The organism is Microbacterium yannicii, from assembly GCF_024055635.1.
Lineage (GTDB): Bacteria > Actinomycetota > Actinomycetes > Actinomycetales > Microbacteriaceae > Microbacterium > Microbacterium yannicii.
Genome location: NZ_JAMXMB010000011.1, coordinates 1 through 14,834, shown reverse-complemented (window position 1 = coordinate 14,834; position 14,834 = coordinate 1). Strand labels below are relative to the sequence as shown.

13 protein-coding genes are annotated in these 14,834 nt (G+C 67.8%); 5 read left to right on the top strand and 8 right to left on the bottom strand.

The features are described from left to right. Window positions 1–79: 79 nt before the first annotated feature. From NCG93_RS05755 to NCG93_RS05735, 5 genes are all read left to right on the top strand, one after another. Complete coding sequence (locus NCG93_RS05755; protein ID WP_194414881.1) at window positions 80–1,438, top strand: glycosyltransferase family 4 protein; 1,359 nt, start codon at window positions 80–82, stop codon at window positions 1,436–1,438. Next, the gene (locus NCG93_RS05750; protein WP_194414882.1) at window positions 1,435–2,289 is read left to right on the top strand and encodes a glycosyltransferase; all 855 of its coding nucleotides are present in this window, start codon (window positions 1,435–1,437) and stop codon (window positions 2,287–2,289) included. Before NCG93_RS05755 ends, NCG93_RS05750 begins: the two co-directional genes overlap by 4 nt. A gap of 128 nt (window positions 2,290–2,417) precedes the next feature. Continuing rightward, a complete protein-coding gene (locus tag NCG93_RS05745) occupies window positions 2,418–4,112 on the top strand; it encodes a DUF4082 domain-containing protein (protein ID WP_194414883.1) in 1,695 nt (564 codons plus the stop codon). 94 nt (window positions 4,113–4,206) lie between these two features. Beyond that, a complete protein-coding gene (locus NCG93_RS05740) occupies window positions 4,207–4,731 on the top strand; it encodes an acyltransferase (protein ID WP_252787463.1) in 525 nt (174 codons plus the stop codon). Then, window positions 4,728–5,942, top strand: coding sequence for a rhamnosyltransferase WsaF family glycosyltransferase (locus NCG93_RS05735; RefSeq protein WP_194414885.1), 1,215 nt, complete (start codon window positions 4,728–4,730; stop codon window positions 5,940–5,942). Before NCG93_RS05740 ends, NCG93_RS05735 begins: the two co-directional genes overlap by 4 nt. A gap of 2 nt (window positions 5,943–5,944) precedes the next feature. Here NCG93_RS05735 and NCG93_RS05730 read toward each other — a convergent pair whose 3' ends face one another. The 8 genes from NCG93_RS05730 to NCG93_RS05695 all read right to left on the bottom strand — a co-directional run bounded on the left by NCG93_RS05730 (window position 5,945) and on the right by NCG93_RS05695 (window position 14,648). Then, on the bottom strand, window positions 5,945–7,417 hold the full coding sequence (locus tag NCG93_RS05730) for a lipopolysaccharide biosynthesis protein (RefSeq protein ID WP_194414886.1): 1,473 nt from the start codon (window positions 7,415–7,417) through the stop codon (window positions 5,945–5,947). Window positions 7,418–7,433: 16 nt separating this feature from the next. After that, window positions 7,434–8,543: a DegT/DnrJ/EryC1/StrS family aminotransferase gene (locus tag NCG93_RS05725; protein ID WP_206687657.1), complete on the bottom strand. Its 1,110-nt coding sequence runs from the start codon at window positions 8,541–8,543 to the stop codon at window positions 7,434–7,436. 6 nt (window positions 8,544–8,549) lie between these two features. Continuing rightward, window positions 8,550–9,509 (bottom strand): glycosyltransferase family 2 protein, encoded by a 960-nt coding sequence (locus tag NCG93_RS05720; RefSeq protein WP_194414887.1) that lies wholly within the window; start codon window positions 9,507–9,509, stop codon window positions 8,550–8,552. Continuing rightward, on the bottom strand, window positions 9,506–10,141 hold the full coding sequence (locus NCG93_RS05715; protein WP_194414888.1) for an acetyltransferase: 636 nt from the start codon (window positions 10,139–10,141) through the stop codon (window positions 9,506–9,508). The genes NCG93_RS05720 and NCG93_RS05715 overlap by 4 nt, the downstream gene beginning before the upstream one ends. Then, the gene (locus NCG93_RS05710; RefSeq protein ID WP_194415020.1) at window positions 10,141–11,262 is read right to left on the bottom strand and encodes a DegT/DnrJ/EryC1/StrS family aminotransferase; all 1,122 of its coding nucleotides are present in this window, start codon (window positions 11,260–11,262) and stop codon (window positions 10,141–10,143) included. Before NCG93_RS05710 ends, NCG93_RS05715 begins: the two co-directional genes overlap by 1 nt. Before the next feature lie 17 nt (window positions 11,263–11,279). Next, on the bottom strand, window positions 11,280–12,275 hold the full coding sequence (locus NCG93_RS05705) for an NAD-dependent epimerase/dehydratase family protein (protein WP_194414889.1): 996 nt from the start codon (window positions 12,273–12,275) through the stop codon (window positions 11,280–11,282). Next, the gene (locus NCG93_RS05700) at window positions 12,272–13,333 is read right to left on the bottom strand and encodes a Gfo/Idh/MocA family protein (protein ID WP_194414890.1); all 1,062 of its coding nucleotides are present in this window, start codon (window positions 13,331–13,333) and stop codon (window positions 12,272–12,274) included. The genes NCG93_RS05705 and NCG93_RS05700 overlap by 4 nt, the downstream gene beginning before the upstream one ends. Before the next feature lie 70 nt (window positions 13,334–13,403). After that, window positions 13,404–14,648 carry a DUF4082 domain-containing protein gene (locus tag NCG93_RS05695; RefSeq protein WP_372495958.1) on the bottom strand — a complete coding sequence of 415 codons (1,245 nt, stop codon included), beginning with the start codon at window positions 14,646–14,648 and terminating at the stop codon, window positions 13,404–13,406. Window positions 14,649–14,834: the final 186 nt, after the last annotated feature.

Sequence of the window (14,834 nt, the reverse complement as noted above, 5' to 3'; positions counted from 1 at the left end):
TAGCGAAGGATCGCCCGAGACCCGCTCGGTTGCTAGATTGTGGTCATCAATCTTCGACGCGGACTGGGGGAAACGCGTAATGGCAAAGGTTGGAGCGGGCCGACGGGTCCTGATCATCGTGCAGAACCTGCCCGTGCCGCTCGATCGGCGTGTCTGGCTGGAGTGCCAGGCGCTGACCGCCCAGGGCTATTCGGTTGCCGTCATCTGCCCGAAGGGGCCGGGCGATCCCTCCTACCAGGAGCTCGACGGCGTGCAGATCTACAAGTACGCGCCCGCACCCGAGGCGAAGGGCCTTCTCGGCTTCGCGATCGAGTTCGCGTACTCCTGGGTGCGCACTGCGGCGCTGTCGCTGCGCGTTCGGCGGCGCCACGGGTTCGACGTGATCCAGGCGTGCAACCCACCCGACACCTACTGGCTCCTCGCGCTGCTGTGGCGCGTGCGCGGAGTGCGGTTCGTGTTCGATCAGCACGACTTGAATCCGGAACTCTTCCTGTCGCGCTTCGGAAAGCCGACCGGCATCGGCGGGCGCCTCCAGCTGGGCGGCTTGGTGCTGCTCGAACGCAATACCTACCGCATCGCGGACCGCGTGATCTCGACCAACGGGTCGTACAAGCGCGTCGCCGAGACGAGAGGCAACCTGGATCCGGACCACGTCACGGTCGTTCGCAGCGGACCCGACACCGCCGTGATGCGTCCGATCTACCCCGACCCGTCGATTCGGTCCGGCGCGGAGCACCTGCTCGCCTACATCGGGATCATGGGGCCGCAGGACGGCGTCGAGAACATCGTCGCGGTGATGGACGAGCTCGTGCATCGCCGCGGGCGCACCGGCGTGCGGGCGGTGCTGCTGGGGTTCGGCGACTGTCTCGAGGACCTCAAGCGCGAAACGGTCGAGCGCAGGCTGACCGACAACATCGTCTTCACAGGACGGGTAGGACCGGCCGAGATCGCTCAGTACCTCAGCTCGGCGGACTTGGGGCTGGGCCCCGATCTGAACACTCCCCTCAACAACGTGTCGACCATGAACAAGACAATGGAGTACATGGCCTACGGTCTGCCGTCGGTGTCGTTCGATCTCGCCGAGACCAGAGTCTCGGCGGGCGACACCGGGGTGATGGTCCCGTCGGGCGACATCGGCGCATTCGCCGATGCGGTCGAAGCGCTGCTGGACGATGACGAACGACGTGTCGAACTTGGCCTGGCGGCGCGCGCTCGCGTCGCCGAGGTGCTCGACTGGCGACCGCAGGCGCAGGCCTACGTGTCGGTGTTCGACAAACTGCTCGGCATACCGGTCGATACGGCTCGTCGCGCGGCGTGGCCCCACACCGCGCACGAGGCGGCCCGATCCGACGACGTCGTGCAGGTCGTCGACCTGGACGACGAGGGCGAGCTGAGACGATTCCTCCGGGATCGCGATACGCCCGGCGGAACCGCATGACGGCTCCGGCGATCGACCACGTCCTCCTGACGCGCTTCAATCTCCCGTCTGGCGGCAGCGAAGCTCGTATCCGAGCGAGCGAGACCTGGCTCGCGAACCGCTGGTCTCTGTTCGAGCGATACTGCGCCCCGTCGGTCGCCGCACAGACCACGTCTCCTGAATGGATCATCTACTTCGACCCCGAAAGCCCCGAGTGGCTCCGGGCCGCCATCGCACCGTACGTCGAGTCTGGGCTGTTCACCCCGATGTACCGGGCGGAGGTGTCGCGGGAGGAACTGCTCCTCGATGTGTGCACCGTTGCCTCGGGTCACGGCCGGATGCTCGTGACGACGAACCTCGACAACGACGACGGCCTCGCCGCCGACTTCGCCGAACGCGTGCAGCGCGCCGTCGACTTCGCTGACCGCCGAGCGGTCTTCCTGGTCAACGGCATCATCAAGTCGAATGCCGGCGTCTACCGTCGCCGCGATCCCGACAACGCCTTCTGCTCGGTGGCGGAACCGTGGGACGACCCGGTGATGTGCTGGTCGGACTGGCATCTGATGCTGCGGCGCAACATGCCCGTCGTCGAGGTCGGCGGATCGCCCGGATGGTTGCAGGTCGTGCACGGTGAGAACGTCAGCAACCGCGTGCGCGGCACTCTCACCACACCGCAGCCCTGGCGGGACCTGTTCCCCGGAGCGCTCGAAGATGTGACGCCTCCGCGACGGACCGCGCTGCTGCGCGACAGGCTGATATCGGCACCGGCGCGCACGTTCCGCGACGAGGGGCGCAGCGCCGCTAGGCGGGTCGCGATCGCGATCCTCGGCAAGGACGGGATGCAGCGTGCGAAGGCTCGCCTCGGCCGATGAGAGACCCCGCCGAAGCATGCGCGAGGATGAGAATGTGCTTTTCCGCCATGAGGCGTTTCTCATATAGTCGGAATGACGACGCAACGCCGCTTAGCCTTCTTGGGACCCCGACCCCCGGAGCATCCCCTATGCCTTCTCATTCTGCTGGATCCCGTGCGACTGCGCGCCGCCGCGAGCGCGCACGGGTTCGTCTCGTCCGCGCCGGCGTCGCCACAGTCGCGAGCATCGCGCTCGGCCTCGGTCTGCTGACCGCGATCCCCGCCGTGGCGGCCGCATCGACACGTGGAATCTTCTCCGACACGCTCGCGCCGAGCATCGCGGCCGACACCGATCGCGAAGCCGTCGAGCTCGGCGTGAAGTTCGCTCCCGACTCGAACGGAACCGTCACCGCTCTGCAGTACTACCAGGGCAGCAAGGCCCGCGGCGTGACGACCGCGACGCTCTGGTCAGCCTCGGGCGCCGCCCTGGCGAAGGTCAGCTTCGCTGCCAGCACCAAGGAGGGCTGGCGGACCGTCTCGCTCACCAAGCCGGTCGCATTGACGGCGGGCCAGACCTACGTCGTGTCGTACTTCGCCCCCTCCGGCGGGTACCCGGTGACCGAGAACGACCTGGTCACCGCGCGCAGCCAGAACGGCTTCTCGCTTGGCCGTGGCGCCGGCGTCTACACGTACGGCGCGAGCGCGCTGCCAAAGAACACGTACAAGGGCTCGAACTACCTGGTCGACGTCGTGTACGCGCCGTCGACGTCGGCAATCCCGGCGCCCAGCCCGACGCCCACCCAGACCGCGCCGACTCAGCCGAGGCCCACGCCGACGGCGAGCCCGCGCCCCACCGCGACGCCAACGCCGACGCCGACGCCGACCCCGACCCCGACCCCGACCCCCAAGCCGACCCCGACGCCGACCGCGACCCCGACCCCGACGCCCTCCCCGACCACTCCCCCAGCGCCCCCCGCGGGCTCGACGTCGGGAGCAGGCTGGACCGTCAACTCCAACACAGTGGGGCTGGCTCCGCTCGGACTGAAGTGCGCGAGCCTGCCGGTTTACACCGGTAGCAGCAAGGTGCCGGCCGGCAGCGTGCTGTCGGGCGTGCGGATCACCGGCGGCCTCGACCTGTCGGCGGGCAACATCACGATCGACAAGAGCTGCATCCAGCCCGTGAGCGCCGCGCGCGGTATGCCGGTGCTGAGCACACAGAACACGTCGAACTTCCAGATCGCACCGGCGAAGGTGACCATCAGCAACAGCGAGTTCGACGGCTCCCTCCTGAGCAAGGAGGATGCCGCCTGGGCGACCGCGTTCATCGGAATCGCGGATCTCGTGAGCAACTACGTCCACGGCTTCGGCAGCGGACTGGCGATCATGAACGCAGGCTCGAGCCTGGATGCCCGCGTCGAGCGCAACTACGTCACGGGCCTGGTGGCGTGGGGCGACGGAGCGACAAACGGGACCCACTCGGATGCCTTCACGATTCGTGACTTCACCGACGCCCAGCGCTCCGACCGCCAGCTGGTCGTCCTGAACAACAGATTCAACTCGAATTCAGGAAACGACACCGGAGCCCTCTTCATCCAGACGTACGCCGGTCGAATCGACAACGTCCTGGTCCAGGGCAACCTGCTCGAGGGCCAGGGCTACCAGCTCGGCCTCAATGAGTTCTACGAGCCGTACTCGAACATGCGGGCGGTCGACAACCGCTTCACCGGCACCGGCTGGGGCGCGGCGTACGTTCAGGGTGGCAAGGGCTGGGACCAGTGGACCGATAATTACATCTACAGCTCGGGTGGCACCGACGGGCGCGGAGCCGCTGTCCGCAAGCCCTGATCGGGCGCCCACCGCCGCCGAAGCATCGATGACCTCCCCGCCCTATAGTGATGCGGGGAGGTCATTGATGAGGGTCATCGGAAGGCTGGGGAGTGTGATCTCCCGCTGGCTGCGGAACGTCTGGCTCAACACCGTGGTCGCTTCGGATTTCGTTCCGGAGCACCTGCGCTGGATTCTGCTCAGAGCGTCAGGCCTCGAGGTGCATCGGTCGATCATAGAGGCAGGCGGCTACTACGGCGGCCGGTCGATCGCGATCGGGCAAGGCTGTTACATCAACCGCGGGACCTTCTTCGACGCGTCCGCCCCCGTCATCGTCGGACGATCGGTATCGTTCGGGATGAACGTCACCGTCATCACCGGCTCGCACCAGATTGCGGGACCCAAGAAGCGCGCCGGCGACCTCCAGAACCGTGCGGTCGTCATAGGTGACGGCGCATGGGTTGGCGCAGGCGCGACAGTACTTCCGGGTGTCACCATCGGCGCCGGAGCAGTCGTGGGCGCAGGATCCCTGGTGACCAAGGATGTCGCGGCCCACACGCTGGTTGCGGGAAACCCGGCACGTGTCGTGCGGGCGCTCGACACCCTCGACACCGCCGACGCCCCGGCGGCAGCGTCATGACGAGCCGCAGCCTCCTCCGCAAACTGCGCAAGTCTCCGCGCCTCGTGATGCAGCTCGGTGTTCAGCGACTCGCACAGCGATTCGGCATCGCTGAACTCGATGTGCCACTCGATCTTCGCGATCTCGCCGATTCCTTCGCGCTCGCTCAACAGCCTGCGGCGACTCCTCGCCCGGTGTCCGACCCTCCGCGCATCGGATGGGTGGTCGTGCCCGCAGGAGCCGGCTCGGGCGGTCACACGACGCTCTTCCGGATGGTCCGTGCGGCGCAAGAGGCCGGGTTTGAGAACACTCTGCTGTTCTACAACCGGTTCCAGGCAGACATCGACCACTACACGGAGGTCGTCCGCACGGCCTGGCCGTGGCTCACGTGCGAGGTCGCCCCAGTGGGCGATCGCATCGACGGCTACGACGCCTTGGTGGCCTCATCGTGGGCGACGGCTCACGTGGTCGCGACACGCGGAGCCCGAGACGCGCGGAAGCTCTACTTCGTTCAGGACTACGAGCCGTTCTTCTTTCCTCGCGGGGAGAACTATGCCTTCGCGGAGGACACGTATCGCTTCGGGTTCCGCACAATCTCGTTGGGCGAGATGGTCCATGCGACCATCCTGCGCGAACTCGGCGTCTTGACTGACCTCGTGCCGTACGGTGCCGACACCTCGACGTTTCACCTTCAGCGATCGCAACGGCCGAGATCGGGCGTCGTGTTCTACGCGCGACCCGGAAACGAGCGCCGGGGATACCGGCTCGCCGTGCTCGCTATCGAGCGATTCCACCGCAAGCATCCGGACCAGCCGATCCATGTCTATGGCACCTCCGATCCGGTTCTGCCCTTCCCGTTCGTCAACCACGGAACCGTCGCCCCAGCCGTCCTCGCCACGCTTTACAACTCCGCGATCGCGGGCATCTCGCTGTCGTTCACGAATGTGTCGCTCGTTCCCGAGGAACTGCTCGCCTGCGGGGCCATCCCGGTTGTCAACGAGCATCCGGACGCGCGCGCCGTTCTCGACAATGAGCACGTCCAGTGGGCTCAGGCGACCCCTGGCGCGCTCGCCGAGGCTCTGTCGCGCGCCGTGTCGCGTGCCGATCCCGACGCGTACGCCGAGGAAGTGGCCGCGAGCGTTCAGGGTCGCTCGTGGGAGCCGACAGAGCGCGCCGTCGTCCAGATCCTCTCGGACGAGCTGGGCCGCGAGTCGGTCGCTCCCGAGGGGTGACCTCAGCTGCGGGCGCGGGGTCGCAGCCTCCTGCGCACCTCGGCGAAGAAGTCTTGCGAGCCGCGTGCGAGCAGCAGCCGCGCGAGAGCCATGTGCGCCGCGAGAACGACCACCGAAGCGAGCACGATCTGCAGCAGGCCGGGCCAGCTCCCCGTCAGCGTGAAGGCGAGCCAGCCGAGTCCGCCCGTCACGGCCATGAGGACGACGGCCGCGAGGCCGCGCCGGGCGACCGTCCACAGTGACGTGGAGAGCATCCGCGAGATCATCACCCAGCGCACCACGGCAGCCAGCGCGGCCACGCCGGCGAACCCTGCGGTGATCGCGTTGAGGCCGTAGGCGGCCGTCAGGAACGTGACCAGGACCGTCAGGGCATCGACGGCGAGCCCGTAGACCAGCCAGAGGCCGGGGCGGCCGAGTCCGTAGAAGAATCCGTGATCCAGTGCGGCAGCCATCGTGAACAGGGCCGCGACGGCAAGCCACTGGGTGGGGACCACGCTCGCCGTCCACTGGTCGCCGAACAGCAACGGCACGAGCACCGGAGCGGTCACCAGGATGGCCGTCATCGCCGGCGTGATCACGTAGTAGGCGAGCGCCAGCGCGCGGTCGTACCCGCGCTTGAGCCGCTCCGGATCGTCACGCACCTGGGCGAACACCACGGTCGACACCGGAGCGATCGCTGCCCCGGCGATCTCCTGGCTGGTCAGGATCAGTCGCTGTGCGATCGCCAACTGGCCGAGCGCGTTCGCGCCCAGCACATTCGTGATGATCAGGCTCTCCGCCCACTGTCGCACGGTGGCGATGCCGTTGATGCCGACGACCTTGGCGCCGAAGCTGAACATGGTGCGGAACTCTTGCCAGTCGAAGACCGCGGGCGGACGCCAGCGGGTCGAGATCCAGGCCGCGATCCAGGTGACGGCCTGGCTGACGCCGACCTGTGCGACCAGCGCCCACACCCCTGCCCCGGAGAGCGCCAGCAGGATCGCCACGATCTGCGCGAGCACCGCGGCGACCGCGGACTGGATCGCCAGCGCGCGGAACCGCATCTCGCGGCGCATCAGCGCGACCGGTACGGCCGCCAGGCTCACGAACATGACGGCGGGGCTGATCCCAACGATCACGCCCGCGACCCCGGGAACGCCGAAGAGGTCCTCCAGCCAGGGCGCGCAGAGGATCAATGCCGCCGTCAGGATCACGCCGGCACCCACGGCATACCAGAACGCGGTGCCGATCGCCCGGCGGCCGGCGACCTTCGCCTGCACGAGGTAGGTCCCGAACCCGAGTTCCGCGAGCAGATACACCAAGGGCACGATGGTCATCGCCACCGCCACTAGCCCGAAATCCTGGGGCGTGAGGAGGCGCGCCAGAATGATGACGGTAACGAATCCGCCCGCCTTGACGATCCACGTCTGCGCGGTCAGCCAAGCCACGCTGCCTGCGGCACGTGAGCCGAGCTGCTCCTGACCCTGGTCGCTCATCCTGCACTCTCACCGCCTATGCGACGGATCGAATCAGCTCCTCGACGACGCGGTCCTGCATCTGCTCCGTGAGACCGGGGTAGATCGGCAGCGACAGGATGCGGCCGGCCTGGCGCTCCGCCCGGGGGAACGCTCCCGCGGCGCCCAGTCCGCGATCTGCGAAGGCTCCGAGCAGGTGGATGGGCTTGGGATAGTGGATGCCTACTCCGATGCCGGCCGCAGCCATCTCGTCGAAGACGCGATCCCGATCGTCGACCTGGATCACAAACTGGTGATACACGTGCGCGGAGCGCTCGCCCACGATCGGGAGGGCGACTGCCGCAACGTCGCCGAGCAGCAGACGATACCGATCGGCGATCGTGCGGCGTTGCTCGTTCCACTCATCGAGCCGCCGAAGCTTCGCGCTCAGCACGACCGCCTGGAGGCCGTCCAGTCGCGAGTTGGTGCCGATCACATCGTGCTGGTAGCGCTCGACACCACCATGGTTGCGCAGTGCCCGGACGGCATCGGCGAGTCGATCGGAGTCGGTCGATACGCCGCCGGCGTCGCCGTACGCACCGAGGTTCTTGCCGGGGTAGAAGCTCGTGGCGGCGATGTCGCCGAGGCTTCCGGCGGCACGTCCGTCGCGGACCGCGCCCTGGCTCTGCGCCGCGTCCTCGATGACGACGACGTCCGATCCCACCACACCTCGGATTGCCTGGACATCGGCGACCTGGCCGTAGAGGTGCACCGGGAGCACCGCGCGCGTGAGCGGAGTGAGTGCAACGGCGACGGCATCCGCCTCGATCAGGAAGTCTTCGCCGGAGTCGACGAGAACGGGCTTCGCGCCGACGAGCGCAACCGCCTCGGCGGTCGCCACGAACGTGTTCGCCGGCAGGATGACCTCGTCGCCCTCGCCGATCCCCGCGGCCCGCAAGGCCAGCACTAGTGCGTCCGTGCCGTTGCCGACGCCCAGGACGTGTGCGACACCGAGGTACTCCGCATAGGCGCGCTCGAACGCGGCGGCCTCGGGCCCGAGCACGTAACTCGACGCATCGAGCACGCGAGTGAATCCTTCCGCGACCTCAGCCGCGACGAGCCGGTGCTGATACTGGAGATCCAGCATGGGGACGTTGTTCGTGGGCATAGGTGATCAAGACTCCGATGAGACGGGGTTGGTGGGGCGCGGGGCGCGGCCGTCGGCGAGTTCCCGCTGGAACGCCTCGAGCGACGCGGTCGAAGTGCCGGCGGCGCGCTCTTCGGCGATCAGGGCATCGACCTGCGCGAGGATCGCCTGGCGGGCGGTGTCGAGATGCTGGCTTGCACGAGGCAGTCCCGACTGCACCGCCGCATCTCGGAGCACGCAGAACGCGGCGAAGCGCTCCCGCAGATCGACCTCCCGTGTTCCGAAATCCTTCAGATGCATGTTGGCGCCGTGAACGCGGTAGTACGCCTGGACCGGGCCGTGCACCTCGCCGACCTGCCAGTGCGCGGCGATCCGAAGCCAGTACTCGAGGTCTCCGGTGTGCGGGAGCGCGGGGTTGTAGCCGCCAACCTCTCGCAGCGCTGCCGTTCGAACCACAGCCTCGGGCGATGCGATCGGGTTGTAGCCGGAACGGGCGACGGCATCGATCCATTCGTCCTGCCCCCAGACGCGCCAGAGGTGATACCAGCGCGAGCGCTTCGGTCGCTGGTCCGCGTCGTCGGCGAAGGTGGCGATCGCGCCGTAGACGAGGCCGACGCGGGGGTAGCGCTCCATCAGCGAGATGGCGCGATCCAGCGACCCGGGAGCGACGATGTCGTCTGCCGACACGAGTGTGACGTAGTCCGTGTCGACCAGCGCGAATCCGTCGTTGTACGTCTGGATGTGACCGCGATTCACCTCGTGCACGAGCACCCGGACTCTCGGGTCCTCGGCCGCGAGACGCTGTGCGACCTCCGCCGAATCGTCGGGTGATGCGTCGTCGACGATCAGCACGCGAACGTCGACCCTCGACTGATCCAGCGCGCTGCGCACCGCCGAACGCAGGAACCGGCCGTACTTGTAGCACGGCATGACCACCGTGACCGTCGGGGTGCGTCGCACCCGGCGCGGCAGGACGATGTGCTTCATCGACGCCCCTCGTCCGCCCGGATGTCCTTCGCCGGCACGCCGGCCCACGTCGCTTCAGCGGGGACGTCCTTCAGCACGACGGCCCCCATTCCCACTGTGGACTCGGAGCCTATCGTGAGCCCTTGACGCACGGATGCATTCATTCCGACGTACGCCGCTTCGCCCACTCGGACGCTGCCGCCCAGCGCGACCCCGGCCGCCAGGGTCACGTAGTCCTCCAGCACGTCGTCGTGCGTGATAGTGCAGTTCGGCATCGCCACGACGTGGCGGCCGAGCGCGGCATCCGCCGTCACGACCACGTTGTCGAGGAGGATGCTGCCGTGCCCGATGTCACTCGAACGGCCGATCCGTGCCGATCGGGCCACGAACGTCGCGTACCGTTCCTCGGCGACCCCGAACTTGCGGAATCGCCTCACGATGTTGCGACGGCTCTGGCTCGGCCCCACGCAGACAAGCAGCGATTCAGCCCGGGAGACGGCATCGACGACAGCGCCGAGGACGGGGATGCCGGCGATCTCGGTCTCGTGGAGCCCCACATTGTCGTCGAGGATGCCGACGACGCCCGTGATCCCCGCGGCGAGCACCTCGCGCGCGAGACCGCTCGCGCCGACGATGAGGAGCCCCCGCGCCACTACGCCGACCCGCTCGTCGAGCGAAGGACCGCGATCACACGCTCCTGGTCGTCCTGCGTCAGCTGATGAAAGACCGGAAGGATGAGCGTGTTGTCGTTGAGGTGCTCGGTGACCGGCAGACCGCTCTCCGGCGTGAGGTCGCGGTACGGGGGCTGACGGTGCGACGCCATGATTCCGCGACGGGCCGAGATGTCGGCGTTCGCGAGCGCCTCGAGCAGTCCCTCGCGATCCGTCGGGTACTCGTCTTTTACTTCGACCCAGAACGACTGGAAGTTGCCCGTGCCGTAGTCGGGGTCAGCCACCGCGCGCAGGCCGGCAATGTCGCCGATCGCCTGCTGATACCGTTCGGCGATCTCGCGGCGTCGTGCGACGATCGCGGGCAGGCGCCCGAGCTGCACGAGGCCGACGGCCGCCTGTAGGTCGGTCATGCGGAAGTTGAAGCCGATCTCGGTGTACTCCTCCGCGGGCGGAAGCACCGACGTGTGGCGGTCGGCCGCCGAGACGCTCATCGCGTGCTCGCGCAGGTGTCGCGCGCGGTCCGCCCAGTCAGGGTTGGACGTCGTGATCATGCCGCCCTCGCCCGTGGTGAGGAGCTTGCGCGGGTGGAAGGACCACGCGGCGATCTCGGCGCCTGCACCGACCGGACGACCCCGGTACGTCGAGCCGGCGCCGCACGCCGCATCTTCGACGACGACAATGTTGAGCTGATCGGTGAACGAACGGATGTCGTCGATGTCGACGGGCACGCCGCCCTGATCCACGGCAATCACGGCGCGCGTCTGCGGGGTCAGCGCTTCTGCGACAGTGTGACCGGTGACGTTGCCGGTGACCGGGTCGACCTCGGCGAACACGGGGTTCGCTCCGACGTACTTGACCGCGTTCGTGGTCGCGATGAACGAGAACGACGGCACCACGACGTCGTCGCCCGGTCCGACACCCGCCACGATCAGAGCGAGGTGCAGGGCGGTCGTGCAGCTGCTGGTCGCGACCGCGTACCGCGCCTGCATCGCACTCGCGAACTCATTCTCGAAGCGCGCGACGCGCGGGCCCTGAGCGACCCATCCGCTGGCGATGGCTTCGGCGACGGCATCCGCCTCCTCCTGGCCGAGCCAGGGGACCATCACATTTATGCGGTCGCTCACGAGACGGTCACCGACCGGCCGGACGCGATCTCCTCGCGCAGCGGCTGCCACCACTCGACGAGCTGACGCAGTCCTTCGTCGATGCCGATCGTCGCCTCGAAACCGAGGTCCCGCTTCGCCGCGGACGTGTCGGCGAGACGGCGCGCCACGCCGTTCACCGCCCGCTCGGGCCCGTGCTCGACGCCCAGATCGGAGCCCATCACTCGCAGCAGGGCTTCGGCGAGCTCCAGCAGGCTCGTCTCGGTGCCGCTGGCGATGTTGTAGGTTCCCTCGACGACGTCGCTCTGCGCCGCGAGGACGTTGGCGCGGGCGATATCGGGCACGCACACGAAGTCCATGGTCTGCTGCCCGTCGCCGAAGATCAGCGGCGGCTTGCCGTCGGCGATGCGCTCCATCCAGCGCACGAGCACCTCGGTGTACAGGCCGTGCACGTCCATGCGCGGGCCGTACACGTTGAAGTAGCGCAACAGGACGTAGTCCAATCCCTGCATCGCCCGGAAGCTGCGGACGAGTCCCTCGTTGAAGGTCTTCGCCGCGCCGTAGATCGTGTCGTTGTTCTCATGGTGGTGGCGCTCGGTCGTCGGGAACTCCTCGGCCATGCCGTAGACCGACGCGCTGGACGCCGCGATCAGCTTCTTGACGCCGTGCCTGGCCGCCGACTCCACGACGTTGAACGTGCCGTCGACGAGCACCTCCAGCGCGAGGCGCGGCTCCTCCGCGCACTGGGTGATGCGGATCGCCGCCTGGTGGAAGACAAAGTCCTTGTCGGCGGTGAGGTCGTCGACGAGCGTCGCGTCGCGGATGTCGCCGTCGACAAGTTCGAGTCGTCCGGACGCCAAGGCTCCGTCGAGGTTGGCGCGGCGCCCGCGCACCAGGTTGTCGAGCACATCGACGTGGGCGACCCCGGCGTCTAGCAGCTGGTCGACGAGGGTGGATCCGATCGTGCCCGCTCCGCCGGTGACGAGAACGCGGGTGCCTTCGAGGGTGGTCATGCTTCCTGAACTTCCTTGACGTAGGACGTGACGGGGTGAGGCGCACCGAGTGCACCGAGGCTGGTGGTTGCTGCTTCGAGGACCGAGAGCACACGCAGCCCGGATTCGCCGCTGGTGCGCGCGGGACGCGCTTCGCGGATGGCAGCGGCGAACTCGCCCGCGACGTTCGCGAGCGCCTCGCGCTCGGGCAGAGCGGGGGCCCAGGTGTCGCCGAGCCGATACGAGATGTTGGCGGCGCGCGTGTCGGCGGTCTCCTTTGACTGCAGAGCGAGATCGACCCCGCGGTCGTAGACGCTGACGCGCTGCTGCGGATTGAGGTCGTCCCACACGAGTGTGCGCTTGGTGCCGCCGATGACCATCTGACGGATCTTCGTCGGGCTCAGCCAGTTGACGTGCACGTGAGCGATTCCGCCGGCGTTCAGCGGCATGGCGAGATAGCCGATGCACGCCTTTCCGGTGTTGAGGGGATCCGAGCCGTGAGCCGACACCGAGGTGACGTCGAGCCCGCCGGGCAGGATGAAGTCCATGATCGACAGGTCGTGGGGCGCGAGGTCCCAGAAGACGTCGACATCAGGCTGGATGAGCCCGAGGTTGATGCGCACGCTGTCGACGAAGAGGATGTCGCCGAGCGCGCCCTCCTCGATAAGCTCGCGGATCTTCAGGACCGCGGGCGTGTAGCAGTAGGTGTGGTCCGCCATCAGGACGAGACCGTTCTGCCGCGCGCGATCGACCATCTCGACTCCGCGTTCGCGGGTGTCGGCCAGCGGCTTTTCGACGATGACGTGCTTTCCGGCGTCGAGCGCGGCCAGCACGATCGGATGATGCGTGCGTGCCGGAGTCGCGATCGCGACGGCATCGATCGCCGGGTCGGTGAGCACGTCGTCGAGACTCGGCGTGATCGGCACCCCCCCGACGCTGTCGGCGACGCGCTGCGCGCGAGCCAGGTCGAGATCGCAGATTGCCGCCAGATTCCAGTCCGCCGAAGCGCGGAAGTTGCGGGCCAGGTTCGGCCCCCAGTACCCCGCACCGATCACGGCAACGTTCAGTCGAGAAGACACGTCGGATTACCCCCATTTCCTTCGCTCCGGTCCCCAAACCGGAGTGATCGTTGCTACCGAACCCAGTCGATTAGTTGTCGGGATCGAAGATGACGTCGACCCAGAGCTTGGTGGTCGTCGTCGTGCTCGGATACCCCGTGCTGTAAGAGTAAGCGCCACCGGTAGCGATGGTCGAGATCGGTCCGTTGGTGACGACCGAGCTGAGTCCCCCCGTCGTCGCCGCGTACACCCGGGCCGTGCTGTACACGCTCACGCGGTATTCCGCACCAACGGTGAGCCGAACCGGTGTCGAGAGCGTGGCCGTCTGCCACCCGGAAGACGACTCACCGGTGAATGTCACCGTGGCCAGCTGCTGGCCGGCCGAGTTCCAGAGATAACCCGTGTGGGTGCCGATGTTCAGCGTCCCCTTGTAGAACTTGATGGCCGTCACCACACCCGCAGCGCTGGTCTTGAACCGTGTGCCGGCGTTCATGTTCTGCACGGTCGTCGTGTTCGGGTTCGTCGGCGTGCCGGTCGTGAACAGGCTCACCTGGTCGGGTTTGGCCATCGTCGTAAAGGACCACGTGCCGCTCGTCACCGCCCCGCCGTTGGCCGTGACGGTCGCGGTGTAGTTCTTCGTCCAGTCGAGCGTGACCGTCGGCACGAAGCTCACCACGCGTGTGCTGGCGTTGTAGGTCGACGTTCCCGCGACGTTCGTCGTGCCCTGCGCCAGGGTGATGGCGCCAGCCTGTGCGCCGCTGCTGAGCGTTGCGGTGATGGTCAGCCCGGTCGGGTTGACGTTGGTCGCGTTGGCCGCCGGGGCGCTCGACGACCGAGTCGCCTGCGCGATAGTGGTGAACGACCAGGTCCCGCCGGTGAGCGCGGCGCCGTTGGCGGTCGCCGTGACCGAGTAGCTACGCGAGAAGCCGAGAGCCGCCGTCGGCGTGAAGGTCACGACTCCGGTCGAGGCGTTGAAGCTGGAGGTGCCCGCCACTGCGGCACCGCCCGTGGTCACAGTGATCGCGGCGCCCGACGCGTTCGAGATCGTCGCGGTGATCGGGGCGTTTACGAGCACTCCGGTCGCCGACGAGGCTGGCGTCCTCGCCATGATGGCCGGGTTCGGAAGAGTCGTGAACGACCACGCCCCGCCCGAGACCGCGGCACCGTTCGCCGTCGCGGTCACCGCATACGTCTTCGCACGCTGCAGCGCCGACGTAGGACTGAACGTCACCACGCCCGTCGACGCGTTGAAGCTCGACGTACCCGCCACCGCGGCACCACCCGAGGTCACCGTGATCGCACCCGCCGACGCGTTGGCCAGCGTCACCGAGATCACCGCCGTCGCCGGATCCACATTCGTCGCGTCCGCAGCCGGCGACTTCGCCGTCACCGACGGGTTCGGAAGAGTCGTGAACGACCACGCCCCACCCGAGACCGCGGCACCGTTCGCCGTCGCGGTCACCGCATACGTCTTCGCACGCTGCAGCGCCGACGTAGGACTGAACGTCACCACGCCCGTCGA

Coding starts and splice junctions, on each gene's coding strand:
- NCG93_RS05725 (WP_206687657.1), bottom strand. CDS start 8,543: ATGCCCACGAACAACGTCCCCATGCTGGATCTCCAGTATCAGCACCGG.
- NCG93_RS05730 (WP_194414886.1), bottom strand. CDS start 7,417: ATGAGCGACCAGGGTCAGGAGCAGCTCGGCTCACGTGCCGCAGGCAGC.
- NCG93_RS05720 (WP_194414887.1), bottom strand. CDS start 9,509: ATGAAGCACATCGTCCTGCCGCGCCGGGTGCGACGCACCCCGACGGTC.
- NCG93_RS05710 (WP_194415020.1), bottom strand. CDS start 11,262: ATGGTCCCCTGGCTCGGCCAGGAGGAGGCGGATGCCGTCGCCGAAGCC.
- NCG93_RS05735 (WP_194414885.1), top strand. CDS start 4,728: ATGACGAGCCGCAGCCTCCTCCGCAAACTGCGCAAGTCTCCGCGCCTC.
- NCG93_RS05745 (WP_194414883.1), top strand. CDS start 2,418: ATGCCTTCTCATTCTGCTGGATCCCGTGCGACTGCGCGCCGCCGCGAG.
- NCG93_RS05750 (WP_194414882.1), top strand. CDS start 1,435: ATGACGGCTCCGGCGATCGACCACGTCCTCCTGACGCGCTTCAATCTC.
- NCG93_RS05755 (WP_194414881.1), top strand. CDS start 80: ATGGCAAAGGTTGGAGCGGGCCGACGGGTCCTGATCATCGTGCAGAAC.
- NCG93_RS05705 (WP_194414889.1), bottom strand. CDS start 12,275: ATGACCACCCTCGAAGGCACCCGCGTTCTCGTCACCGGCGGAGCGGGC.